Annotated in this window: 26 protein-coding genes and 5 pseudogenes; 2 read left to right on the plus strand and 29 right to left on the minus strand. The window is 57.0% G+C overall.

Translation table 11 applies throughout. The annotated features are described in order from the left end of the window. Positions 1-147: 147 nt before the first annotated feature. Positions 148-1,773, minus strand: coding sequence for an MCR-3-related phosphoethanolamine--lipid A transferase (locus ACPDZI_RS13050; RefSeq protein WP_101150900.1), 1,626 nt, complete (start codon positions 1,771-1,773; stop codon positions 148-150). A 379-nt stretch (positions 1,774-2,152) separates the two neighbouring features. On the opposite strand from ACPDZI_RS13050, the pseudogene ACPDZI_RS13055 reads away from it, so the two are divergent. Both ACPDZI_RS13055 and ACPDZI_RS13060 read left to right on the plus strand, forming a co-directional pair. Next, positions 2,153-2,347, plus strand: a pseudogene (locus ACPDZI_RS13055) (hypothetical protein); the annotation flags it as partial. Continuing rightward, positions 2,329-2,715: pseudogene (locus ACPDZI_RS13060) on the plus strand (MFS transporter); the annotation flags it as partial. The pseudogenes ACPDZI_RS13055 and ACPDZI_RS13060, both read left to right, overlap by 19 nt. A 216-nt stretch (positions 2,716-2,931) precedes the next feature. Here the strand turns inward: ACPDZI_RS13060 and ACPDZI_RS13065 are convergent. From ACPDZI_RS13065 to aopN, 28 genes and pseudogenes are all read right to left on the minus strand, one after another. Then, positions 2,932-3,567 carry an HrpE/YscL family type III secretion apparatus protein gene (locus ACPDZI_RS13065; protein WP_103828103.1) on the minus strand — a complete coding sequence of 212 codons (636 nt, stop codon included), beginning with the start codon at positions 3,565-3,567 and terminating at the stop codon, positions 2,932-2,934. Continuing rightward, entirely contained in the window at positions 3,546-4,172 is a 627-nt protein-coding gene (locus tag ACPDZI_RS13070) for a SctK family type III secretion system sorting platform protein (RefSeq protein ID WP_438833262.1), read from the minus strand. The genes ACPDZI_RS13065 and ACPDZI_RS13070 overlap by 22 nt, the downstream gene beginning before the upstream one ends. After that, entirely contained in the window at positions 4,172-4,909 is a 738-nt protein-coding gene (gene sctJ, locus ACPDZI_RS13075; RefSeq protein ID WP_269150197.1) for a type III secretion system inner membrane ring lipoprotein SctJ, read from the minus strand. Before sctJ ends, ACPDZI_RS13070 begins: the two co-directional genes overlap by 1 nt. Before the next feature lie 6 nt (positions 4,910-4,915). Then, on the minus strand, positions 4,916-5,254 hold the full coding sequence (gene sctI, locus ACPDZI_RS13080) for a type III secretion system inner rod subunit SctI (RefSeq protein ID WP_146061203.1): 339 nt from the start codon (positions 5,252-5,254) through the stop codon (positions 4,916-4,918). Further along, the gene (locus ACPDZI_RS13085; RefSeq protein ID WP_438833263.1) at positions 5,254-5,808 is read right to left on the minus strand and encodes a YopR family T3SS polymerization control protein; all 555 of its coding nucleotides are present in this window, start codon (positions 5,806-5,808) and stop codon (positions 5,254-5,256) included. Before ACPDZI_RS13085 ends, sctI begins: the two co-directional genes overlap by 1 nt. Further along, positions 5,805-6,158, minus strand: a complete 354-nt coding sequence (locus ACPDZI_RS13090) for a YscG family type III secretion system chaperone (protein ID WP_207137773.1) — start codon at positions 6,156-6,158, stop codon at positions 5,805-5,807. The genes ACPDZI_RS13085 and ACPDZI_RS13090 overlap by 4 nt, the downstream gene beginning before the upstream one ends. After that, positions 6,158-6,415: a type III secretion system needle filament protein AscF gene (gene ascF, locus ACPDZI_RS13095; RefSeq protein WP_040065226.1), complete on the minus strand. Its 258-nt coding sequence runs from the start codon at positions 6,413-6,415 to the stop codon at positions 6,158-6,160. Before ascF ends, ACPDZI_RS13090 begins: the two co-directional genes overlap by 1 nt. Beyond that, positions 6,408-6,620, minus strand: coding sequence for an EscE/YscE/SsaE family type III secretion system needle protein co-chaperone (locus ACPDZI_RS13100; RefSeq protein ID WP_331415015.1), 213 nt, complete (start codon positions 6,618-6,620; stop codon positions 6,408-6,410). The genes ascF and ACPDZI_RS13100 overlap by 8 nt, the downstream gene beginning before the upstream one ends. Continuing rightward, positions 6,583-7,884: a type III secretion system inner membrane ring subunit SctD gene (gene sctD, locus ACPDZI_RS13105; protein ID WP_438833264.1), complete on the minus strand. Its 1,302-nt coding sequence runs from the start codon at positions 7,882-7,884 to the stop codon at positions 6,583-6,585. The genes ACPDZI_RS13100 and sctD overlap by 38 nt, the downstream gene beginning before the upstream one ends. Further along, positions 7,881-9,724: pseudogene (gene sctC, locus ACPDZI_RS13110) on the minus strand (type III secretion system outer membrane ring subunit SctC). Before sctC ends, sctD begins: the two are co-directional and overlap by 4 nt. Continuing rightward, positions 9,697-10,122, minus strand: a complete 426-nt coding sequence (locus ACPDZI_RS13115; protein WP_438378048.1) for a YscB family type III secretion system chaperone — start codon at positions 10,120-10,122, stop codon at positions 9,697-9,699. Before ACPDZI_RS13115 ends, sctC begins: the two are co-directional and overlap by 28 nt. Positions 10,123-10,137: 15 nt before the next feature. Further along, complete coding sequence (locus tag ACPDZI_RS13120) at positions 10,138-10,953, minus strand: T3SS regulon anti-activator ExsD domain-containing protein (RefSeq protein ID WP_438833265.1); 816 nt, start codon at positions 10,951-10,953, stop codon at positions 10,138-10,140. Positions 10,954-11,071: 118 nt separating this feature from the next. Further along, complete coding sequence (locus ACPDZI_RS13125; protein ID WP_207137778.1) at positions 11,072-11,887, minus strand: helix-turn-helix transcriptional regulator; 816 nt, start codon at positions 11,885-11,887, stop codon at positions 11,072-11,074. A 337-nt stretch (positions 11,888-12,224) separates the two neighbouring features. Then, complete coding sequence (locus ACPDZI_RS13130) at positions 12,225-12,626, minus strand: YscW family type III secretion system pilotin (RefSeq protein ID WP_438833266.1); 402 nt, start codon at positions 12,624-12,626, stop codon at positions 12,225-12,227. After that, entirely contained in the window at positions 12,623-12,856 is a 234-nt protein-coding gene (locus tag ACPDZI_RS13135; RefSeq protein ID WP_438833267.1) for a T3SS regulon translocated regulator ExsE family protein, read from the minus strand. The genes ACPDZI_RS13130 and ACPDZI_RS13135 overlap by 4 nt, the downstream gene beginning before the upstream one ends. Before the next feature lie 2 nt (positions 12,857-12,858). Further along, a complete protein-coding gene (locus ACPDZI_RS13140; protein WP_146061195.1) occupies positions 12,859-13,302 on the minus strand; it encodes a type III secretion system chaperone in 444 nt (147 codons plus the stop codon). A gap of 134 nt (positions 13,303-13,436) precedes the next feature. Then, positions 13,437-14,333: a type III secretion system translocon subunit AopD gene (aopD, locus tag ACPDZI_RS13145; RefSeq protein ID WP_438833268.1), complete on the minus strand. Its 897-nt coding sequence runs from the start codon at positions 14,331-14,333 to the stop codon at positions 13,437-13,439. Positions 14,334-14,345: 12 nt separating this feature from the next. Beyond that, positions 14,346-15,518: a type III secretion system translocon subunit AopB gene (aopB, locus tag ACPDZI_RS13150; protein WP_438833269.1), complete on the minus strand. Its 1,173-nt coding sequence runs from the start codon at positions 15,516-15,518 to the stop codon at positions 14,346-14,348. Then, positions 15,499-16,002, minus strand: coding sequence for a SycD/LcrH family type III secretion system chaperone AcrH (gene acrH / locus ACPDZI_RS13155; RefSeq protein ID WP_017411833.1), 504 nt, complete (start codon positions 16,000-16,002; stop codon positions 15,499-15,501). Before acrH ends, aopB begins: the two co-directional genes overlap by 20 nt. Before the next feature lie 9 nt (positions 16,003-16,011). Next, a pseudogene (locus ACPDZI_RS13160) lies at positions 16,012-17,123 on the minus strand (virulence-associated V antigen). 9 nt (positions 17,124-17,132) lie between these two features. Further along, on the minus strand, positions 17,133-17,417 hold the full coding sequence (gene acrG, locus ACPDZI_RS13165; RefSeq protein WP_323914859.1) for an LcrG family type III secretion system chaperone AcrG: 285 nt from the start codon (positions 17,415-17,417) through the stop codon (positions 17,133-17,135). Between the two features lie 39 nt (positions 17,418-17,456). Next, entirely contained in the window at positions 17,457-17,912 is a 456-nt protein-coding gene (locus ACPDZI_RS13170; protein WP_438833270.1) for an LcrR family type III secretion system chaperone, read from the minus strand. Next, complete coding sequence (gene ascV / locus ACPDZI_RS13175) at positions 17,909-20,074, minus strand: SctV family type III secretion system export apparatus subunit AscV (protein ID WP_438833271.1); 2,166 nt, start codon at positions 20,072-20,074, stop codon at positions 17,909-17,911. Before ascV ends, ACPDZI_RS13170 begins: the two co-directional genes overlap by 4 nt. Further along, positions 20,007-20,357, minus strand: coding sequence for a type III secretion system chaperone AscY (gene ascY / locus ACPDZI_RS13180; protein WP_331415004.1), 351 nt, complete (start codon positions 20,355-20,357; stop codon positions 20,007-20,009). The genes ascV and ascY overlap by 68 nt, the downstream gene beginning before the upstream one ends. After that, positions 20,354-20,718: pseudogene (gene ascX / locus ACPDZI_RS13185) on the minus strand (type III secretion system protein AscX). Before ascX ends, ascY begins: the two are co-directional and overlap by 4 nt. After that, on the minus strand, positions 20,715-21,086 hold the full coding sequence (gene acr2, locus ACPDZI_RS13190; protein WP_438833272.1) for a SycN family type III secretion system chaperone Acr2: 372 nt from the start codon (positions 21,084-21,086) through the stop codon (positions 20,715-20,717). The pseudogene ascX and the gene acr2 overlap by 4 nt, the downstream one beginning before the upstream one ends. Further along, on the minus strand, positions 21,083-21,364 hold the full coding sequence (gene acr1, locus ACPDZI_RS13195) for a type III secretion system gatekeeper subunit Acr1 (RefSeq protein ID WP_438833273.1): 282 nt from the start codon (positions 21,362-21,364) through the stop codon (positions 21,083-21,085). The genes acr2 and acr1 overlap by 4 nt, the downstream gene beginning before the upstream one ends. Continuing rightward, a complete protein-coding gene (gene aopN / locus ACPDZI_RS13200; RefSeq protein WP_438833274.1) occupies positions 21,345-22,223 on the minus strand; it encodes a SctW family type III secretion system gatekeeper subunit AopN in 879 nt (292 codons plus the stop codon). Before aopN ends, acr1 begins: the two co-directional genes overlap by 20 nt. Positions 22,224-22,378 lie beyond the last annotated feature (155 nt).

The raw sequence follows: 22,378 nt of genomic DNA on the forward strand, positions 1-22,378 counted from the left end.
CGTACAATTAATGAGCAGAGACATCATACACCAGATAACAGGGTTTACCCGACCCATCTGGTCAGGTTGGCAAGCCGCTCATGGGTCATCAATAGACTGAGCCTAAATAAAAAGGGGAGCCTGGCTCCCCTTTATCTCAATATGGCGTTACTGCACGCTGCGACACTGACTGAAGATATCCAGCTGCTGGTCATATACCGCCGTATTCACATCCCAGATCCCCAGCATGGACGAGAACAGGTTGTCGTGGGAATAACGGGTATTGGCTGCCTTTTGCTGCAGACAGTCGAGATTCATTCCCTTCTCTTTGGAGAAACCGGGCGACATCCATACCTGCATGGGCACCCGGGTCTGATCATCCGGTGCAAATTTGTAAGGGGTGCCGTGCAGATAAAGCCCCAATGCCCCCAGTGACTCGCCATGGTCGGAAATATAGATCAGCGCCGTGTTGTATTTGTCTTCATATTTTTTCAGCCGTTCGATCATGCTGGCAATCACAAAATCGGTGTAGCGAATGGTGTTGTCGTAGGTATTCTCCAGCTCCTGATCGGTGCAGTTTTCGATATCGCTGCGCTGGCAATCCGGCAGGAAATGGCGATGTGACCCCGGATAACGTTTGTAATAGGTCGGGCCATGGCTGCCGATGAGGTGGAAGCCCACCAGCTTGTCCCCCTTCATGCCGGCCAGCTCGTCGTCCAGCCCCTCCAGCACCACCTCGTCATAGCAGGTGTTCTTGTCGCAGAACTTGGGGTGATCCTTGGGCTTGACCACCATGTTCGGCACCCGATCGCACACCCCCTTGCAGCCGCCGTCATTCTCCTTCCAGAAGATGGAGATACCGCTCTTTTGCAGCACATCCAGCAGCCCTTCGCTGTTGCGGGCCTGGTTGCCGTCGAACTGGTTGCGCCCCATGTTGGAGAACATGCAGGGCACCGAGACAGCCGTCGCCGTGCCGCAGGAGCGCACGTCGTTGAAGGAGATGATCCCCGCCTGCTTGCTGGTGAAGGGGTTGGTCTCCTTGTGATAGCCGTTCATGGAGAAGTTCTTGCCGCGCGCCGTCTCCCCCACCACCAGGAACATCATGGTCGGCTTCTCCTTGCCGGCCACCCGCTTGGCGTCGTCACCCATGCGCTGGAACGGCACCGGCTCCGCCAGATAGCGTTTGTAGAGATACTTGGTGGTGCTGTACATGTAGTTGGCCGGCGTGATCTCCCGGTTCAGGGTCTGGTTGTTGCGCCCGACCGAGGCATAGTCCTGATAGTAGGCTGCGGCGATGAGCCCCAATACCACCAGCGAGGCCAGCATGGAGAGGCCGCGCTGCAACAGGCCCTGATACCATTTGGCCGGATACTCTATCTTGACGAAGAACAGCAGTACCGCTGGCAGTACCCCGGCCAGCAATACCCAGACCACGATGGGCACGCTCAGGTAGGAGTAAGCCTCGCTCTGGTTGGTCTCAAAGATGTTCTGGATCATGTCGCCATCAAACAGCACCTTGTATTTCATCATGGTGTAGCTGGCAATGGCACCGGTGATAAACAGAAAGGCAAAGAAAGGCTTGATGAAATAACGCACAGAAAATGGCATGAATACAAAGTTCAATGCCGCGACCAATACGATGGGAATGGAGATGGCAAATCCGATTTTAAAATGCTCAAGCTGCGTCAATATCTCATAAAAATGCAGCAGGACTGGCCAGTTGAGCAAGAAGGCAAAGATAAATGCCAACAACAAAATAAATGGAACAATTCTTATTCTAAGAAAAGAAGGCATGCATATCTCCCTGTTACGCTTCTTTATTACACGTCGAAATAGCCGAACCAGAGTCGACACGCCGATATTTGGCGCCGGATAGTAACAGCGTGCTGAAAACACCAAATATACTATTTTCAAACATCATCAATAATGTGATTTATATCAACAATCATCAGCAAACCGACAGCCTAGCCGACGATACTTAAGGAAAAATTAAGATACCCGTGTTATTTGACCGCTCAAAAAACAGCCACACACATACGATTCATCTCCCCGCCTGGCGCTCGCACCACTCTTTCTCAGACGACCGCTCGTCCTTGAGTTTTGCTTAAGACTGCTCGGCGAGGCTGTTCCCTGACGAGTCCTCGTCACATGACAGATGCGAGAGAGGGTTAACATGCACAACAGCAGCAGCGCAGCAATCAGCCTGGTGCCAGAGATCACCCTGGCGTTCTGGGTCATCAAGATTCTGGCGACCACCCTGGGGGAGACAGGGGGTGACGCCGTCTCCATGTCGATGGAACTCGGTTATCTGGTGAGCACGGCCATCTTTGCCGTGATCTTCTTCGTGTCGGTCAGCGCGCAGATCGCATGAGCCACCGCCCCCTGCTGATCTGGGGGGTGTTGGTACTGATTGCCGCCGACCTGGTGCTGGCGGCCAGCACCCACTGGAGCGTGCTGCTGGCAGGGATGATGCTGTGGGGCATTCACATGGGAATGACCCAAGGGCTGCTGGCTGCCATGGTGGCCGCCACGGCCCCGGCGGATCTGCGCGGCAGCGCGTTTGGCTTCTTCAACCTCGTCTGCGGCCTCGCCATGTTGCTGGCCAGCCTGCTGGCCGGCCTGCCGTGGGACCATCTGGGCCCCGCCTTCACCTTCTACGCCGGCGCCGCCTGCTGCCTGCTCACCCTGCTAGTACTCGGCAAATACCAGCCGCCGCCATCCACCACGACGCCATAACCCGAAAACACCGGCGGCCGGATAGCAAAAAGCCCGCGGCAACCAGGTTGCCGCGGGCTTTTTCTGAAGATGACGGAGGAGATCAGCCCCATCATCAACGGTTATTTTCACACAAATAGATTGCCAGTCCGGACTGGGCCGCATCCTCTGGCGCCTACAACAGCGGCAGCAAAGTGACATATGCACTGTGGCCCAAATTACCTGACATGGTGCGGATTAATGCGCAGGATGGTCGCCCCGCTCAAGCGTCATGGAAATGGCCCGTGACAGTGCCTCCAGCTGGCCATCCAGACTGGCATCAATGATCCCCACTTCGGTTTCCAGGATACATCCCCCCTGATCGAGCCGGGCATCAGCGGAAATATCCAGATAACCGATCTCCGGGAAATCCTTGTGTACCCTGGCGATTTGATCCCGTACCGCCGTGACTTGCTCAGGGTGCACCCGCACAGTGACCTGTTTCTGGTTGCTCACCAACGAGAGTGCCTCGCGCACTACCTTGAGGGTCAACGCAACCTGGTCATAATCATGCAGGATCTTGCGCACGGCTTGCAACACCACCTCGCTCATCTGCTGTTCTACAGTACGATAGTACTCTTGGCACTGCAGTTGGGTCTGGTGGATCAACACCGCCTGTTCACGGCGAGCCTGCTCCATGCCAGCTTGCCAACCAAGCTCGCGCTGCTGCTCGTACACGGTACGAGCTTCCTGCACAATCTCGGCCGCCTGTTCCCTGGCCGCCTCAACCAGTGCCTGGGCACTCAGATAGGATTGGTAATCCTGACTGCGCAGGATCCGCTGACCAGGCTCCAGTTGCAGGTGTTCACTCTTTATTTCAACAAATGGCAGCATTGTGGTGTGACCTGTTTGGCGATTTTAAGACAGAGCGCCCGAGCCAGTGGCAAAGACTCACTCGCCAGATGCCAGGATGGTACGGAGATAGATGGAGGAAGACGCAAGGCAAGCCTGCGAGCCCAGCCAGGTTCAGCATTTCCCGCCGCTGCCAACCAGAATTGCAAGCCGGCCGCTTCCAGATAAGAACCATTTAGTTCAAGCGGCAACGGCTGCTGCCAGCCTGTAGGCCAGGGACCGATCAACAGATCAAGCTGGGACAGCAGACTCCTGTGCCCCTCTTCCCCCAACAAGCCGATGATATGGCGCAGCGTGGTCCCCTGCAGACAATGACGAATGGCCTCCCCATGCAACACGGCGCCAAGGTGTGACAAGGTACTCGCGAGCTCAGACTGGGGGAACAACGCCAAGCCGCCAAGGGATGGGGGCGACTCATAGGTAATCTCCAAGGCCAGCTCCTCAAGCAGCGCTTCATTAACGGCGGGGTGGGTACGCCAGTCAGGCAGTGCGTCCTGCAGCCCGCGCCATGAATCGGGAAAATGGCCGTCATCAAGATAGGCTGCCGGACAGAAGCGTAATTGATAAGGTGTCAGGCCTACCGTCATCAACGACTCCGGCTCCGGTGCCACATGTACTGGGCCAGATTGGTGGTCACGACCAGCATCAACAACAGGGCAATCAGACCTGCCAGCCGCCACTTCGACGACTCACTCACCTCGATGGAGAAGAGGCTGGTATTTCGCGATACCAGAGGCATCTGGCGAATATCGGCCGAGGGTACCAGCACTACGCTGATCCGATCGTAAGCCAGCCCCTCAATGCTGTTGTTGACCAGCTGCTTGATCTGCGGAATATAGCTGTCCAGCTGGATGTCGGCGGCATGCTTGATGAAAACGGATGCCGAAGCGGGTGAGGGTTTCTTGCTGATCCCTTCATTTCCCTCTGGCAGCACCACGTGTACTCTCGCGACCAATACGCCATCGATTTCCGAGAGGGTGTGGGAAATTTCCTGGGCTTTGGCGTAGTTGAGCCTCGCCCGCTCTTCGGTAGGCGAAGAGATGAGGCCATCCTTGGGAAATACATCCTGCAAGGTGGAGAAACTCTCCCGCGGGTAGCCCTTGCGCTTGAGTGCCTCAATGGCTTGCGCTACATCGGACTCCTCCACCAACAACTTGATATTGCCATCCTTGTCCGGTTGCTTGTCTGAGGAGATCCCCTCGGTACGCAGCAACGCCAGCATTTCATTACCTTCTTTCTGACTGACTCCGGTATAGAGCTCCACTTTGCAACCACCTAGCAGCAGTGAGGTGCACAACACCCCCATCAGCATCGATCTCTTCACACTACCTCACTGGGTCTTCAACAGGGTTTCTACGTTCTGGCTCATCTTGCCAACTGTCTTGGCAATCAGCTCTTCCTGCATGGTGATACGCATCAGCGCCCACTGCATCTGCATCAGGCTGTTGGGATCGTCTCCCGGCGTCGACAGCTCGGCCCGCAGGCTCTCCTTGGCCTCCACAAACTGCTGCTTTATTTCCCCCAGCTCACCAAGCAAAGAACCGCCTATGCCCTGAGATGGAGCGCTCATCGCCTGTTCAAAGCTGGTAATTTGGGAAGAGGCTGTGTCCGCCGTTTTCAACTCATCCAGGCTGGTCACGACCGCCTGGGCTGACTGGGTAATTTCCATCACGCCTCCAGATCAAGTTTGTGTGAATGCCGCATCAGGTTGTTCACCACGCCGTTAAGCGGGAGCAACGTCATCAGCTCACGACGAGCTAACTCCTCGAGATATGCCAGGTCAGCCTGAGCACCGTTGGCAGCCTTCTTGATATCTGCCATCACATTTAACAGCACCTTCTCCCGCCGTGATGACAGTGGATCAAACTCTCGCATCAGTGCGCGTAGCTCAGGCTGGTCAATGGCAGCAACGACAGGCAGCTGACGGCCGGAAAAATGTGCCACCAACCTCTCGGTGACAGGCTGGAACAGTTGCTTGCCAACCGCCTGGGCATGCTCTCCTCCCTGCTGATGGATATGCCAGAGCAGGTCCCGCTGGGCAGAAGGCGAAGCACCCTCGAGCAGACTCTCAAGCCCGGCCCCCTGCTGCCAGCGACTTAACAGGGTAGGCTCATCTGCTTTTGCCAGCAGCCGTTCAAATTGATGTTGAACCTGTTGTCTGGGAAGTGGTTCGGTATCGGTAAATCCGCTTTGAGGCGGATGCTCGCTGCCTTCAATCTTCATAATGCCATCTGCTCACGCAAGCCGGCCGCAAACTGACACAGGGAGGGCTGACCGCTCGCTTCCAGCCTTGCCAACCGCAATACCAGCTCATCATGCATGCCGAGCCGCCATTCACACAGGGCGAACCAGGGTTCAACATCCGCAGAGTGGTGCGAGTTTTCCAGCAGCAGTGCACTCTGATAATCCCCTTGATTCATCAAGGATGAGAGGCGGACCAACGTGACGCATTCGGCCATGCACTCCTCTTGCACCAGCCAGTCGGCAATGGATGCGGCCTCGTGGTGGCAATGATGACCTGTACCAGCCAGGGCCAGTTCTGCTAGTTGTTTTTTGAGTTGGAGGTTCATCATCAGATCTTCTGTAAAATGCCCTGCATCAAGTCTTTCATTGCCCGCGTCACAGTGGAGTTGATGTTGTAGATAACCGACCATTTGTTGATCTTGTGCTGCAGCTCGGCAAGCAACGCCGGGTTGTCCGGATTGGTTTTCATCGCCTCAATGGCCTTGTTGACCTCGGTGTTGGCGTCATTAGCCTGCCCGGAAAGGTTCGATGCAACCTGATCGAGAGTGTTAGTAGTACCGTCCGCATACTTAAAGTAATCAGCCATGGTTATGCTCCTCTATCTTGCCAATAATCTTGAGCCCCGCCTCGATGGCGTCGGCTTCCTGTTGCCACAGCTGATACTGCTGCTGGGTACCCCCACGCAGCAGTTGCCGCTTCACGTCACCCAGCGCCTGGACAAGCTGCGCATGCAGCTCGCGGGCAAATACCGGATCAGCGCCGGACAGTCGCGTTTCCAAATTGGTCATCATGACGCTCGACTCCTTTTAACTTGACGATGTATTGCTGTTTGCCCTTGCTGACCACCACGGCATCAGGACGAATCGCTAATACGCGAACCCCGTTGACAGTCGCCCCTCCAATGGGATAACGCTGGTTATCCGTCAGGGTCACGTAAGGTATCCGGCCAAACGAGACACTGCGAACCTCAAACTCCAGCTCATCATGGCGTGGGCTCCGTTCCTGATTGACCAGCTCCAGCACAGGGTGGGAACCGAACTCGCGTTTGAATTGCTGCTGGGCCAGTTGAAACTTGGCAAGCTGGGCACTGTCCAGCTGACCGGACACCTCGATACGGCCGCTGGTTTCAGCCACTCGCAACAACCCGGCCAACCCCTGCACCTGCAACAAGTCATCGAGTCGTTTACGATAGGCCCCTGCCACCTGAACCTGATTCTCAATTCCCAGCACACCGGGCACTTCTTGCCTTAGTAGCGTATCGAGCGTGCTCCACTTCGGGTCCTGCGTATCAATCTCACCACTTAGCCGCAGCCAGCCAGGTTCTTTGCCATTGCGGATCTGGAGTCGCTCATACCCCAGCTTTTGCAAGATGAAACCGGCCCCCTGACGCAGATCCTCCATGGTGCGAACGTCCAACCGATAATTGAAACCGTTCCCCTCCAGATACTGCTGCAGGGCGAGTCGCGTGCTGTTCTCATCGACATAACCAGCCAGCTGCCAAATGCCATGGGCATCGTTAATCAGCGTGACCTGCTGATAGGCGGGCGCCACAAGGAAACGCTTCAGAGCCTGCTCCTGGCGTGCCGCATCATTTTCACTGCTCCCCTGCCACCAGCCATGCCCTAGCAGGGCCAGCACGGCGATGATCAGCATCAGGCATAGCCCTCCCATCCAGACATCGGCACGCGCAGCCCGTTTCGGTGGGCGAAGGGCCGTCTGCACGGTAGTCAGTGGCTCAAGTTGCTCTGGCAATGAACAACTGCTATCACAAAAACTCCAGAGCAGCGGGCCCGCTTCAAGCCGGGTTGTTGCCTTGAGCAAAGTCCCAGCAGCCAACACTTCCCCATCCTGAGTCGGTATCACGCCATCGGCCCACTCCTGCAGTACGATGCCCTCTGCCGTCACCATCAACGTCAGATGAACAGGCGCCATGCCCTCGTCCACCAATACCAGGTCGGCTTGCAGCGGATCGGCACCGATTATCAGGCGCCCCTCCGGCAGGGGCACTTCAACGCCGTGGTTCAACCCGCGGTATATGCGACATTTCCAGCTCATCGGGCTTCCCCGGCTTGCACGCACCAGGTTAATGCCGGCGTACACTTCTGCGCCTTGCCCATCTCGACCAATCGCCACCCCAGTTCATTGCCCATCTGGCATTGCGTCAAAGAAGAACTCTTGCCTCCCTGGCGCATCAGTTGCTGCACCTCACGAGCGGCCGCCAACGGCTGACACTGGGCACCTCCCAGTACCTTGCCAAGAGAGAGACTCTGGTTGGATATTTCGTCAACTCCCAGTACACCTGCCCGCAGATCCTGGCCATGCCCCAACGACAGATAGTGAGCGATGCCATCGTCGATCAGCCGAGGTTCGATGATGAAGAGCCGAACCTGACGGCGTGTCTGACTCTCTTTGCTGCGAAACAGGGCGCCCAGGTAAGGGATGTCGCCCAAAAAAGGCACTTTGCTCAGGCTCTCGCTCAGTTCATCGCGGTAGATACCGCCGATCAGCAGGCTCTGGCCATGTCCTACCCGGGCTATGGTATCCACCACGGTACGACTGATGGTAGGAATGCCATCCAGACCCGAGCTGTTTGGTTTTTGATTACCATCCTCGATATGCAGGCTAAGACTCACTTCCGGTCTGTCTCCCAGCTGGATCACTCTGGGCGTCATTCTCAACATGGTGCCATAGGTGATCCCTTTCAGCTCCGCCACCCGCTCGCCACTGATCTTGACGTAGTAGGTTTCGCTGTGGTCTATGACCGCCTGAGTGTTTTCCTGGGTCAGCAGTGTCGGCCGGGAGACGACCTGGGCATTGCCCTGGTTCTCCAGCAGATTGACCCGAGCCAGCAGATAGTCGAGCCCCTTGGAATCAACCAGGCTGCCCAGCGCCGCGCCGCCTTCGATCCCTTTGCGATCGCCGGTGGTCTTGATAATCACCTGTTGGTTGGAGCCGGTACGGATCCCGACTCGCCAATCTACCCCCAGCTGGGAGAGATCCTCGGCATTGATATCAATGATGGAGAGCGCCACTTCAATACGGGCAGACGGCTTGTCCAGTGCAGCAATCAATTTGCCATACATGGCCATCCGCTCCGGGGCATCGCGCACCAGCACGGCATTAAGGGAAGGATCAGCCTGCACGATTGCCTGCCCTGAATGGGATGTCCCCCTTTTGCGCCCTCGCCATTGACCATCTGTACGCCAGCATCGCTGAGCAAGCGAGAGAGAATGGTGGCGACGCCGGGTGCCTCAACATCCGTATCGCGATACTGAATGGAACGATCGGTCGCAGAAGCGTACTTGAGCGGGAAGAGCTCGATGGCAAGCGGTCCCGTCTTCTCGCTACGCAATTGGGACTGTTGCTCCAGCGCCAGGGCCGTTTGTTCAACCAGCTCAAGGTAGCGGGGGGGGCCGGAAACATAGACCAAGCGATTGTCTGTGTCTGGGCGCCAGCCAAAACGCGCCTCCCAGATCCCGGCGCGCTGCAGGGCTTGCTGCAATTCCGCCGCACCAGTCTGTGCCAGTTTGATGAGACGAGACTGAACTTCACTGTTCTTGAACACGTACAGCACGTTGCCATCGTAGTACCAGACCAGGTTGTAGAGAGAAGCAAGCTGCTGCAAGAACGCCTGCGGCTCATCATGTTCGAACTGGCCATTGACCTGATCATTGACCTTGTCGCTGACGACGACCGACACCTCGTAGTTGGCACCGAAGTTGACCAGCACATCACGCAGGCTTTCCCCTTCCGCCACGTAGCTATAGGGCATGGGTAACCAGTCAAGCTCTTGCGCCAGCAAGGGACGCGACCACATCATCATCCCCATACCGAGCCATAGCAGAGGATGCAGCAGACATTGCATGTTTACGGATGCCATATCATCTGCCTCCATTCCGGGGCTAAGGCCGCCTCATTCAACTGGGGCTCCAACCGCTCCAGCAAGGTAATGTGCTGGCTCAGAAAGACTTCCAGCTGGTGTTCATCAAGCCCGTCAAGCTCCAGCCTGGCTTCCAGTTGCAGATTACCGAGCTCATCGAATGTCAGAGCCTGGGGCGCATGGCGCCCCCAGGCCACGACCTGTTGCAAGAGGCGTTTCAACAATGCCGGATCCAGAGATTTACCTTCAGACGTGACGGCGCTTGCCAGGGGAGTGCTCAGCAGCAGTTCGTTGTGCCTGGGTAGCAGAAACAGAGGATAACCATCGAGTCGCAAATGATATTTGCCCTGAACGTCGGCAACAAAAGGCCCTTGGCCAAGCTTTTCGGCCAATCGATTAAGTAGATTTTGCATAGTTCCTCGGGTTATCTAGCGGGCCGGTGGCTGCCAGTAGAAGCGGTCCTTAGAAAGGGCCAGCCCTCTTTCAGCAAGCCACTCGTGCAACATCTGAGCTGCTGTGGATTGTTGCGGTAACTCCTGTAGGGCATGCCAGAATGCCTCCAGCTCGAGCGGTACCGGCATGAGCACATTCGGGTCACCCTCATCAGTCTGCAGCCCATACCAGGCTGGCCAGGCCAAATGAAGTCGCTCTTCACATTCGGCCTGCAGCTGTTGCAGCTCCCGTTCACGCAGGGTCAATTGTGCCAGCTGGGCTGCAATCTTGCTCTCAATGTCAGACTGCACATCCACCACCGTCTGCCAGAAGATGGCCTGGGCATGCAACTGCCGTCGCATGACCTGCAACTGTGCCAACTCATTGACCCAGCTAGCATGGAGGGGTTCCTGATGACGGACCCACCAGCGGTGCAAGGGATACAGCACCCAATGCCATAACTGCGACCGCTCTGCCAGATTGATGCTATCCCCCAGTTGGGCAATCCAGTCACCCTCCTCACCCGCAGCCAACCGCAGGATCCGCTGCAGATCCTGACGTGACACGGCCATGGCGACATCCACACGGCGCTGAAACCAGACCGATGCCAGCAGACACTCAAGACGGGTTCTGGGCAACACCCGCTGCAACAGGCTCATCTGCTGGGCAGTCAACACACCGGCATCCTGATAACTGAGCACGGAGTGCTGGCCAACCAGCTGGTCTTTACAAAGAGACGCTGACTGGACGACAGTGACCCGGCGGCCTGCAAACAGACCTTGTTTGGGAGAGTGGTGATCTTGCTGACTCATGCTATGCCTTGCTCATCTTGCTGCGGGCAATAATGGGGTAATGTTTTGATATACGACCATTCTATCCGTTACGCCCTTCCCTGACTTATAAAAAACGTCAGATTATTTTAGTCCGGCGTTAATCTTTGCCATGTCTGGCACGACTTGGCGTACAACCGAAACGGCGGCGATAACTCTGGGTGAAATAGGACTGGCTGGAGAACCCTGCTTCCATCGCAATATCCACTATGCTCATCTCGCTATTGAGTAATAACTGATGAGCATAGAGAATACGCCGTTCGCTGATCCAGGCTCGGGGAGACACCCCATAAATAGACCCGAAAAGTTCCTTGAATGTGGTCAAGCCCATGCCAAATTCTTTGGCAAATTCACTGAGTTTCCACTCCATCAAGTAATGCTTTTCCATGAAGTGCTGCAACCGTTCAACCTGGCGGTTGCTCAATTGACGCAAAATCGACATCAGTTGCGGGCCGGACTCACCAAAGGCCAATAGAAACAACAGCTCCTCAGTACGTAGCTGAGCTAATGCCGGCGGGTATTCATGTTCGGTCAAGCCACGTAAACCCTGAATACATTGGGTCAATAGTGGCGAGGCACAAAATGGCAACAGACTGGGTGCCACGGAGTCAATTCTGGGCACGTCGCTCAGCAGTGAACCAAAACGTTGCAAGAAGCCTTGCAGAAAGGTATTTGAAAGGGGTAACCAAAGCAGGTGGCAAGGTGCTTCACCGGTACAAACCGCATAATTGCCACGGCGTACGAACATCAACTCATTGGCGGATAACTCGTAGGTATCGGTGCAGTCTTGCCAGGTCATGGAGCCTTCCAGCAGGATGTATATTCCCTCCTGCGTATGCTCAATGACGTTAAAAGCAGACATGCACCACTGGAGCTGGGCTATATCGCCCTTCTCTGTGGTTGTAATGCCTTTCATATTTTTCGTTTTCCTGAATCTGCGTGTGGTGCCTGTGACGCCTCAGCAAAGACAGGATTTCTGCTGGGAGTCTTATTATTGGCGTTTTATTTTTAAATTAATTCATCTCAATACCAGCAACTAATTAATCACCATTGAAATGAGGGGGAGCATCCTACACAGCTATACGCAAGAAAACCAGCCACAAATTAGAGTCAATACACTAGCCATGCGTTATTTGGAGATTCAAATTAAGTTACTGTTATATGCTGGGATAGTTTGTTACAAAAAGAAACGTTACCGTTGAATCATAAGAGCCATAAACAGCTGATTTCAGTATTGTTTGTGAACAACGTTATTATTGACATAATGGATAGCAAGTTCTGGACTGCAGATTAATGATGTATCCGCCAAGATTAAATGCCTTAAAAACTTTTTGCTGATAACTGGCTTGTACTGCTGAACTGCCGATGAAACGCAATCGCGCACGCAGATACAAGTCCCCCTCCGCCATTTGCAAAGGTGTCAGACGTAGCTCAAATACCAGTGGCAACATGGTCACATCATATTCCGTTGCAGCCACCGCCAAAGGACGACCATCTATCACGCTCAACACAATGACCTCCACCCGGGCCGGGAAAGGCAATGTTCCCGCCAGACGCACCTCTCCTTTTACCTGTGTCAACGCAGGTTTGAACACGGGTGTCGTGACACAACCACTCAGCGCAATCAGCAGCACCAGCGCAATAAACGCTCTCATACGACCCTTATTTTGCGTGCAGACAGCGGCAAATGTTCACCTTGCTGCAAACGCTGCAACGCCATTTCCTGAACCCGATCGAGAGCAATGGAACCACGTAACAATACCGACAAGGGCTGCTGAACGCGGGTCATGGGGAGCACATGCATCGCTCGCCCAGCAAAGCTGCCATCACTTGCTTGGGGCGTGCCCTGCGATACCGTTATTGTTTGCTGTTCCTGTATCTTCATGGCTATACCCGAACTCCCCTCATCTCATCATGGTCATGCTCGACCTCATGCCTTGATTGCAGTAACTCCTGCCAGAACTCGGCATGTTCCAGCATACTGGCCAGACTCTCTTCAAGGGCTGTCAATGTCAGTTGACTGGCGGACATCTGACGATATAGCTGTACCGTCAGACTTTCGTCATCAAAACCGAAGTGCAGATTGAACTGATACCAATGGCGGTTGAAACTGGCCAATTGACGAAAAATACCTTCGCCAACCTGATGCAATTCGGCGACATCAACCTGCAAAACCAGATGATCCCGCTCTGGCACCAGGATCAGACCAAGCTTTAGCTGGTCATCAAAGCACAATGCCGCAACGCCTTCCTGATTCAAGGCTAAAGATGGCAAGCCATATTTGGTAGCAAACTCAGCAAACAGCTGATTGATGGTGAGAGTTAGATCCATGATGTCCTCCAGCAGAGAGGAAGGCATGGTAGCCTGCCACCGCCATGTGGGCTGTCACTCAAAGGCGGCACTTTTAAGAAAAATGGCCGGAAAAACCAAAGGCGCCCGAACGGGCGCCTTGATTGCCATCGCGTTTATGCAACGCCGAATGCCGCTTTCCAGGCCTGATTCTGGCTCTGGGAATACTGCTGCATCAGTTGCAGCAGATCTTTCATAAAGTTGGCATTGAAGGACATATTCTCCTCGGCCTTCTGCTTCTCGGTCTGGCTGATGGTAGCCTCGACCTCGTCTTCTTTCGCATTGGCCTGGCTGTCACCCTGCGCCACCTGCACCGCAGAGTTGCTCATTTGCCCAGCAGACTGGGTTACGGTGTTGAACACCTGGCCCCGCTCGGAAGTACGAGCAAATTTCTTGTCCAACAACCGGCTCGCGTTACTGTCTGCAACTTGATCCTGCTTCCAGACTTTGCCCACATCAGCACGGTCAACCTGCTGACCCTGCTTGCTCAAGCTATCAACCTTGGCATCGATCAAGGCCTCGCGACCGGCAATCTTGCCATCAAGGGATTGTTGCTGCTTGATGGTCTTGGCCCCCTTGCCCAAGCTGATCCCGCCCATAATTGCAGAGAACCCTGCCATCACGCCGGAGACCACCGCCATGGCAATCATCAGCTTGGCGCCGTGGCGCATCTCGTCAACCTGTGCCTGCTGGTTGCTGATGACCAGCTTGTTCTCGATATCCCGAACCTGTAATCCCTCCTCACGGGCCTGACGGGCCAGCTTGAACAGCAGGGACATCATATCCATCGCACTGTCCAGCTGCGCAACCATCTGGGTCACCCCTTTGGTATCGAAGGAGATGGAGGGGCGTGGCAGGGTAGGAACGCTCTTGGTCTCTGACCCTTGCGGGCGAGTCGAAGCCGCGGCCTCATGGGCAGTGGCCGCATTGCGAACCTGTTGTGCCTCACCGGCCTGTACCTCGGTCAGCGGGGCGGTACGGGTCACGCCATTTACATAATCACTGTTAATCATGGTCGGTACTCCTTAGATAGCGGCAGGTCTGCGGGCCAGGTTGTTCATCATGTCGCCCTTGGCATTGATCATCTGGAAGATCATCTCCATGGTCTGCTGGAACGCCTCGATCATCTGGGCTATCGCCTCCTTGAGCTTGTCGATGACCCCTTGCAGTTCGGTCATCTCGCTCTTGCTCAAGGCAAGATCAGCCTGAGCATCGAGCGACTCGGACTCTTTCGCCGACTGGACCGTTTTGGCCACGCCACTGCTCACATCAATGAGGATATCGGTGCTCTGGGTCGCCAGTTTGGCCACTTTCGCCACCTTCTCACTTACCTTCACCGCCTCAACGGTTGCTTTGGCACCAAATTTGGCGGCCACTTCGCCCACCTTGGTAGCGATTTTGGCGGTAACATCCGCGACCTTGCCACCCACCTTGCTGGCCAGATTAGTAATCGCATTACCTAGGGTCGAGCCGAAGCTGAACGCGGCCGAAATTACTGCCAACGCAATCTCTATCCCCATCAGGGCAGGCCCCAGTTTCTCCATCACCTCCTTTGAGATAAGGCCATCCGCAGCAGCCTGCTGCACGGCCATATTTACCACACCAACGACGCCGGCCGCGATCATCAAGGCACCGGCGGCAGCACCAATCCCGGTTGCCACCATGATGGCACCGATCACCAGCGAGGCGATGGCACTGATCCAGCCAAAAATCTTGCCAAAGATACCGGCCTTCTTGGCCTCTTGGGCACTCTCTTCTGCCTCTTTGATCTTCTCCTGGTTTTCGCCGATCTTCTTCTCGTTCAGCGTGCGAGCTTGCCGGATATCATCAAGCTTCAGCTTGGTCTGGGTCTTCTCCAGATCGCTGGTGAGCTTGCCCAGCTCAATCTCGAACGCTTCGGGCGAGGTAAAGGCTGCGGTCACCAACCCGGTGGTGTGCGGCAGAATCAAGCGGGTGTTCTCTTTCACCGAAGCCACCAACTTGCCGATTTCACCAAGTTGCTGCGCACTAACCTGGCTATTGCTTACCGCCAGTGGTGGGTTCAGCGAGACCCCTGACTTGCGGGCCTGACCGGTGACTTGCACCGTGGCGGCATCGAGCCGCGTTTCACTGCGAGGTTGGGTAACGGGCGCCAGGCCCGCAACATCACCTGTGTTTCCCAGCGGGGAAACCGGTCTTTCATTGCTGATCGGGTTCATCTTGCAGATCCCTTCTGATTGCGATGGCTTCCAACATGACCTTGGCGCTTGCCGCCAGGTCTGCCTGCTGGGGATCTGTGTCCGCCAGCAGTCGGGCCGAGTGGAAACCACTCTCGGCCCCGTTCAAATCACCTTGTTGCAGCCGGCACTCGGCAGCATGAAACGGGAAACGGGGATCTTTCAGGTCGAGCATGGCGCCAAAGCTGTAGCTTTGAACCGCCGTTTCAAACTCCCCCATCGCCTGACGGCAGGCACCCAGCCCGAGGAAATAGCGCGGCTCGTAGTGATCCAGCATGCAGAGGGCCTGGAAGATTTTGTGAGCATCCTCCCACTTGCCGGCCTGATACTGGCCAAAAGCCAGGGCATAGAGCTGCTCCAGGGTGTCGCCCGAGATATCCTGCAGCATGGCCAGGGTGCCGCCGTCAGCCATAAAGGCTTCCAGCTCTGCTTCATATTCCGGGGTCAGGGTGGTATCGGTCTGCATGATCTCTCCTCAAATGGCGCCAAGAATGTCGCGCATGATGCTGTCGTATTTCTGGATAAAGCGGTTGAGTGCCTCGATGGCGGCGTTGTAGCGCGAGCTGACGTCGTTGAGGCGGGTGGTCTTTTCACTGACCTGATCGTTAAGCGGGCGAGAACGGTCGCTCACACTGGTGGAGAAGTTGCCGAGCTTGTTGTTGTCCTTGTCATAGCTGTAGCTGGCTTCGATATTTTTCATTGCGCCGCTCTTCTTCTGGTCACTTTCAAGGAAATCCTTAACGGTGACACGCTGCCCGGCCACCACCTGCTCCAGAATCAATTTTTTCTTGTCATAGTCAGCCTGAGCAGCAGGTAGCCGCTCTCTAGCTCCAAATGCCTCTATAGTAGATCCCGAATTAGCAATCACCGTTAAACGTGTCAGTTCGCTTTCAGCATTGGTCAAATCTTGTTGAGCTTTATTAACCAGATCATTGGTGAGCATTTTTGACAGCAGCTTATACTCGGCCCCGTCCATAAATTTGGCCTGAGACTCATAGCCATAGAGCTTGTAATTCATCAGATTGAAATCTGTGTTGAAGGTCTGGCTGGATGCCGCAGAGAGCACCTTGTTGATCTCGGACTGGATCACCCCGTAGATCTTCAGCTCAGCGGTCATCTCTGCCAGCTCCTCTCGCAACCCTTTACGCTGGTTGTCCTGAAACGCCATCACACCGGTAAAGGTCGTGATGAGATCGTCATCGATGCGATCCATAGTCAGCGCACTGAGGGAGAGCAGCATAAATTCAGGGACGGTCCAGTGGGTGACTGACGGGGTTTGTTTTTCTCCCCGCTCGATCATCCCCTTGATGGCGGCAATGGCCGCATCTTGCCCCCCTGGAACTGGCCCAGCGCCCAGACTCCGTTGATCGAGGCGGGATCCGTCAGATAGGCAGCCAGCAACGTCTCCAACTGCTCCTTGGTCAGCGGTGTCGGCAGATCAGTACTGATAGTGATCTTGCCCTTGAGCAGCTCGACCAGTTCGGTCAACTTGGGGTTTTTATTGCCCGGCAATGCGTCCAGCGCTTGCCCATCAAGCCAGCCGACGAACGCGCCGGGGTTGGTGTTGTAGTCAGGGATAGTGCTCATCACGACTCCTTAAATCATCAGTCCGCGCATCATGGTGGGACGGCGACTCTTGCGGCCCTCTCCCGGCTGGGCCGGCAGTAACGCCTGTCTGCGCTGGATCTCTGCCAGCAACTCCTGCTCGGCCACGGCCACTTGCTCGGTCGGCGCATCGAACAGCAGCTGACAGGTCTGATCCGAGAGGGCTAGGCCAGCCAGCATCTCTTGCAACAAGGCATTGCGGTGATCGCTGTCGGCAATGGCCTGCTCTGCCTGCGAAATGGTCTTGCTATGGTCGGCAAAACGCGGTTGTTTCATCTTGGCTCCTATTCTATGAGGCCCTTTTGGACATGCCTGTCACGCAAGGCCGTGCTTTTGTCGTTTTCGCATATCCCGCAGGGAACAGACTTGCTCGGCGGCCAACATGAACCAGCCGGGCTCGGGTTCGCAGGCTCCCGTCCAGCGCAAGTAGAAGCGGCCAAGCCGCTCACCGCTCAGGCTACTGCCGCGAAAGACATCGACGTTGCCGTAGAGGAAATGGCCCGGCCCGAGCACAGCCAGAGTGGCTTCGGCCAGCAGATAGAGGGCGGCAAAGGGATTGGCCAGTCCGACCCGCTCCCCCTCTCGGCGCACCAGCAGGATCCAGACCCGTCGGGTCGCAGGATCAAAGCGCCAGGCGAGATAAATTTGGCGATAGCAGAAAGCGTGGCCGAGCTGGATGGGGGTTGCCCCCAGATGGTGAGGTACCACCGCCGCTCCCCTGGCCTGCAGCCAGGGGAGCAGGGGGTCAGAGGTTAACGGGTCCCCGCTCACAGGCAGACCCTCCCGAGGGGCTGGATATTGATCTGCTGGGTCAGCTCCTGATAGGAGAGCACCGGCAGGGCGTGGTAATCCCCCTCGATGAGCTTGCGCACATAGCGGCGGATATCCATGGAGACGATGAGCACCGGCTTGTTCTGCATCTGGGCCAGATCACCGACGGTATGGCGCACCTGATCGAGGAAGCTCTGGGTAATGGTGGGATCGAGCGCCAGATAGCTGCCGGCACTGGTCTGGCGAATGCCGCCGCGGATCTGCTCCTCCACCTGCTGATCGAGCAAATAAGCGGGCAAGATGTTGTTGCCGTTGGCGTACTTGTAGCAGATATAGCGCTTGAGGCTGCTACGGATGTACTCGGTAAGCTGCACCACATCCTTCTCCTTCTGGCCCCACTCCACCATGGCCTCGAGAATGGCGCGCATGTTGCGGATGGAGATGTCTTCCCCCACCAATCGCTGCAAAATCTCAGTCATTCGCTGCAGCGGGATGATGCGTTGGGTCTCCTTGACCAGCTCGCCATAGCTCCCCTCCATCTGCTCCAGCAGGTAGCGGGTCTCCTGAATGCCGATAAAGTCCTCGGCATATTCCCGCAATACATGGGAGAGGTGCCAGGTCACCACCTGATCGGTGGTGAGGGTGGCCAGCCGTGACTTCTCCAGCCGCTCCTGATGTTCATTAGCGACCCACAAAGTCGGCTGTCCCGGCAGCAACGGCGCCCCCTCTTCGTAGGGGATCCCCAGCAGATCGAGCTGGGAGGCGCTCTCCTGCACCAGCTGATGGCCCGGGCGCAGCAGACCGCGGGCGACCGGCACCTCCTGCAGCTGGATCAGGTATTCACCAGGCCCCATCCCCTCGTTGAAACGCAGGTGAATACCCGGGAAGGGCACTCCGAGATCGAGATAGAGGGCGCGGCGCACCCGCACCAGTTCGTCGTTGAGGGCAATCGCCTCCAGCTCAGCCTGCAAAGCGGCATCCACATCGATCAGGAGCGGCACCGTCATGGCGAACTCCTCCTTCTCCCCCAGCTTGCCCCGCGGCTTGCTGCCCGGTTTTGGCTTGCTGCGGGCGGCGGGGGCTCCCGCCCCCTGCGCCAGCACGGCAGGAAGATCCTGACTGTTGCTGCTCTGCGCCTTGCGCTGACGCAAGCCGATAAAATAACCGCCTGCCGTGACGATGGCCGCCAGCGCAAAGAAGGTGATCATCGGGAAGCCCGGGATCAGACCAAACAGTACCAGCAGCAGACCGCCGATCAGCAGCGCCTTGGGCTGGGCCACCACCTGGGCACCGATATCGGTACCCAGATCGGAAGACTCTTCGGAGGAGACCCGGGTAACGATGATCCCCGCAGTGATGGCGATCAGCAGTGCCGGCACCTGGGAGACCATGCCATCACCCACCGTCAGGATGGAGTAGAGCTGCAGCGCATCGGCGGCGGATAACCCCTTCTGGGTCACCCCTATGGTGACGCCACCGAGAATGTTGACGAAAATGATGATGAGGCCCGCAATGGCATCCCCCTTCACGAACTTCATGGCGCCATCCATGGAGCCGAACATCTGGCTCTCCTTCTCGATGACCCCGCGGCGATCCCGCGCCTCGTGCACGTCGATCACCCCGGCGCGCATGTCACCATCGATACTCATCTGCTTGCCCGGCATGGCATCGAGGGAGAAGCGGGCACTCACCTCGGCGACCCGTTCCGAGCCCTTGGTGATCACCAGAAACTGGACGATGGTGATGATGAGGAAGATGACGATCCCCACCACCAGATTGCCCCCCACCACGAAGTTGCCGAAGGTGTAGACAATCTGCCCCGCATCGGCCTGCAGCAGGATCATCCGGGTAGTACTCACCGACAAGGCAAGCCGGAACAGGGTGGTGATCAGCAGCACCGCCGGAAAGGCGGAGAACTGCAGCGGCGAATTGATATAAACCGCCATCATCAGCAGTACCACCGAGATGGTCATGTTGATGGCAATCAGAATATCGAGGGCCACCGGCGGCAGCGGCAAGACCATCATAAAGACGATGGCCAGCAGCAGGATCGCCAGCATGATGTCCTTGCGCTCGCCTATCCGGCGCAGCAACTCAAGGGAGCGTTGATTCATTCTGCTCTTCCAGTTCGAGGTATTGTTGATAGGCAAAACGGGCTTCATCCAGCCGCCCTGCCAACTGGCAGGCCCGGCTGCGGCAGAGCCAGAGCGGGCCGTCGGCCTCACCTTGCTGCATCAGCTGATCGACATGGGCCAGCGCCGCCTCCCCCTCCCCCTGTTTGAGCAGGGCCACCAGCAAGGTCCGTCGCCCTCCCCGATGGTCGGGGTGGATCTGCAGCAGGGCGGCCAGCAGCACGCTAGCCTTGTCGGGGTGGCCATATTGCAGTTGCAGCCAGCCGGTGAGCAGCAGCGCATCCTGCTGCTGTGACGTAAGCACCATGGTCATACCTTGTGCAGCAGATGAAGGGTCATCTGCATCAGTTGTTCATCGGCGTGCATTTGTTCGAGCAGCGCAGCGCCGCTCGCAATTCTGGGCTCTGCCCCTCTGCCAGCACACTGCGCAGCCCCTGCATCGCCTGATTGAAATCAACCGGCCGCAGCAAGTCGTGGAAGCCGCGATCCGGGGTGGCGAAATCGAGCAGCGCCCGATCCGCCAGCCGCTCGGGGTAGAGGCGGCTGATATGGGGTTCGATGGACTGTCCATCGGGCAACAGGGCATAACGCCCCGGCAGGCTTCGCTCCTGATCGTCAAGTGAGATGGCGCTGAGCTGCTCGATCCCGATATGCGCGGCAGTGATCCGGCTCATGACGCCAGCACCTCTCGCTGCAGCCGGGTCAGGGTGGTCACTGCCTGATGGAGCTGGGGCAGAGTCACGGCCCGCTCATCGAGAGTGATGAAAAGGATCAGCTGATCCTCTCCCAGCCAGCCGCTGCGCACCGGCAGTGCCGGGCCTTGCGCCGCGGCGATCAAGGTCATGGCGCGGCGGATCGCCTCGCCACTCTGATGCCAGGGCACGGCACGGGCCAACCAGAGGGTCAGTTGCCCCTGATGGCGCTCCAGTTGCAGAGTGCCGCTCTGCTCCAGTTCAAGCTGGATCAGCGAATGGGGGTTATCCCCTATGGTGATGCCCAAATCCTGGCAAAACTGCACCAGCAGGGGTTCAATCCAGTTCATGACGACTCTCCAGACAACTCATCCTCTTCCCGCTCGATGGCGTTATCGAGCGCCCCCTGACAGCACTGCAACAGGTTCTGGCGCTGCTCCTCCTCACTGAACAGCTCCACCGGCAGCAGGCGGATCAGCCGCTTGAGCTCCTGATAAAGCAGCACCTGCTGGCGACAATCTGGCAGCTCAAGAGCCACACCGACTTGCTCCACATCCCGCACGCTGGCCCAGCGTTTCTCCACCAGGGCGATCAGATCGCCCATCAGATCAGAAGGCCCGTATGCCATGGGCCGAGCCCTCCTTCACCCGTAGCCACAGCTCGTCCACTTGCGCCGAGAGAGTGTTGAGCAGCCGCAGCTTGTGCATGTCGCTCATCACCCGTTCCAGCTTGACCGGGTCGAGCCAACGCTGCTGGCTGTCGAGATCGGCGCTCAGGGCCTTCATCATGAAACCGGTCACCTTCTCCAGCGCACCGTTGCCAAAGCGGCTGTGAATATCGCGCCAGGCGGCAGAGAGGGCGCGGTAGTCCTGCACCGCATCGCGATAGAGATCCCGCAGATCCTGCTCGGCTCCCACGCCCGCTTTGGCCGCTTCGGCCGCGGGGCCGGTAATGCGCGCCCCCAGCACGATGGCACTGCCCTGCTCGTCCGCCAGCTTGGCCAGCGCCTGCTCCACCAGCGCCAGGGTGCCCTGCATCTCCGGTCGTCCAGCGAGGACCTTGCGCGCCTGGCAGAGCGCCTCGAACTGCTCGCTCACCTCCCCCGAATAGCTCTCGAGGTAGGCCAGCAGCTGGGAGAGATTGGCCAGCCGACCGCTGCCGAGGTGGCTCACCATCTCCTTGATCTTCTGCTGGCGTTCGAGCTCCGGCACTTTGTCGAGGTAATCCCCCACCAGCGCCTCGATCTCGCTGATGCGGGCATGGCTGTCACTCAGCTTGCGCTTGGCGAGCGAGAGTTCGGATCGCTCGGAGAAGACGAAGGTGAGCTCTTCGGCGGCATCGGCCAGCGACTGGGCGGCACTGGCCAGCACGACCCGCTCTCCCTGAAATTGCCCTCTCTGCAAAGTGGGTTGCCGGGACACCTCCTCTACCGCGCGCCCTTCAGGCTGGGCGGCAGAGAGGTAGGGGTTGCTCTGGATAATGGCCATGGAAACTCCCGTGATGAATGGATTGACGAGGATTGCATTATAAAAATCACCGTTCCTCACCTATGCCAAAATCAGCCGTGAATTTTTAGCCCTCTCCCAACTGTTTTCTAAAAAGTCCCGACTCGCGCTGAAATCCAGCTCTGGCCGCCATCACT

The organism is Aeromonas oralensis (assembly GCF_049665575.1).
Classification (GTDB): domain Bacteria; phylum Pseudomonadota; class Gammaproteobacteria; order Enterobacterales; family Aeromonadaceae; genus Aeromonas; species Aeromonas hydrophila.

Excerpts from the sequence above, each read along its gene's own strand:
- ACPDZI_RS13050 (WP_101150900.1), bottom strand. The coding sequence starts at position 1,773 with ATGCCTTCTTTTCTTAGAATAAGAATTGTTCCATTTATTTTGTTGTTG.
- ACPDZI_RS13065 (WP_103828103.1), bottom strand. The coding sequence starts at position 3,567 with ATGCTGCCATTTGTTGAAATAAAGAGTGAACACCTGCAACTGGAGCCT.
- ACPDZI_RS13070 (WP_438833262.1), bottom strand. The coding sequence starts at position 4,172 with ATGACGGTAGGCCTGACACCTTATCAATTACGCTTCTGTCCGGCAGCC.
- sctI (WP_146061203.1), bottom strand. The coding sequence starts at position 5,254 with ATGGAAATTACCCAGTCAGCCCAGGCGGTCGTGACCAGCCTGGATGAG.
- ACPDZI_RS13085 (WP_438833263.1), bottom strand. The coding sequence starts at position 5,808 with ATGAAGATTGAAGGCAGCGAGCATCCGCCTCAAAGCGGATTTACCGAT.
- ACPDZI_RS13090 (WP_207137773.1), bottom strand. The coding sequence starts at position 6,158 with ATGATGAACCTCCAACTCAAAAAACAACTAGCAGAACTGGCCCTGGCT.
- ascF (WP_040065226.1), bottom strand. The coding sequence starts at position 6,415 with ATGGCTGATTACTTTAAGTATGCGGACGGTACTACTAACACTCTCGAT.
- ACPDZI_RS13100 (WP_331415015.1), bottom strand. The coding sequence starts at position 6,620 with ATGATGACCAATTTGGAAACGCGACTGTCCGGCGCTGATCCGGTATTT.
- sctD (WP_438833264.1), bottom strand. The coding sequence starts at position 7,884 with ATGAGCTGGAAATGTCGCATATACCGCGGGTTGAACCACGGCGTTGAA.
- ACPDZI_RS13115 (WP_438378048.1), bottom strand. The coding sequence starts at position 10,122 with ATGCAAAATCTACTTAATCGATTGGCCGAAAAGCTTGGCCAAGGGCCT.
- ACPDZI_RS13120 (WP_438833265.1), bottom strand. The coding sequence starts at position 10,953 with ATGAGTCAGCAAGATCACCACTCTCCCAAACAAGGTCTGTTTGCAGGC.
- ACPDZI_RS13125 (WP_207137778.1), bottom strand. The coding sequence starts at position 11,887 with ATGAAAGGCATTACAACCACAGAGAAGGGCGATATAGCCCAGCTCCAG.
- ACPDZI_RS13130 (WP_438833266.1), bottom strand. The coding sequence starts at position 12,626 with ATGAGAGCGTTTATTGCGCTGGTGCTGCTGATTGCGCTGAGTGGTTGT.
- ACPDZI_RS13135 (WP_438833267.1), bottom strand. The coding sequence starts at position 12,856 with ATGAAGATACAGGAACAGCAAACAATAACGGTATCGCAGGGCACGCCC.
- ACPDZI_RS13140 (WP_146061195.1), bottom strand. The coding sequence starts at position 13,302 with ATGGATCTAACTCTCACCATCAATCAGCTGTTTGCTGAGTTTGCTACC.
- aopD (WP_438833268.1), bottom strand. The coding sequence starts at position 14,333 with ATGATTAACAGTGATTATGTAAATGGCGTGACCCGTACCGCCCCGCTG.
- aopB (WP_438833269.1), bottom strand. The coding sequence starts at position 15,518 with ATGAACCCGATCAGCAATGAAAGACCGGTTTCCCCGCTGGGAAACACA.
- acrH (WP_017411833.1), bottom strand. The coding sequence starts at position 16,002 with ATGCAGACCGATACCACCCTGACCCCGGAATATGAAGCAGAGCTGGAA.
- acrG (WP_323914859.1), bottom strand. The coding sequence starts at position 17,417 with ATGAAACAACCGCGTTTTGCCGACCATAGCAAGACCATTTCGCAGGCA.
- ascV (WP_438833271.1), bottom strand. The coding sequence starts at position 20,074 with ATGAAGCCCGTTTTGCCTATCAACAATACCTCGAACTGGAAGAGCAGA.
- ascY (WP_331415004.1), bottom strand. The coding sequence starts at position 20,357 with ATGACCATGGTGCTTACGTCACAGCAGCAGGATGCGCTGCTGCTCACC.
- acr2 (WP_438833272.1), bottom strand. The coding sequence starts at position 21,086 with ATGAACTGGATTGAACCCCTGCTGGTGCAGTTTTGCCAGGATTTGGGC.
- acr1 (WP_438833273.1), bottom strand. The coding sequence starts at position 21,364 with ATGGCATACGGGCCTTCTGATCTGATGGGCGATCTGATCGCCCTGGTG.
- aopN (WP_438833274.1), bottom strand. The coding sequence starts at position 22,223 with ATGGCCATTATCCAGAGCAACCCCTACCTCTCTGCCGCCCAGCCTGAA.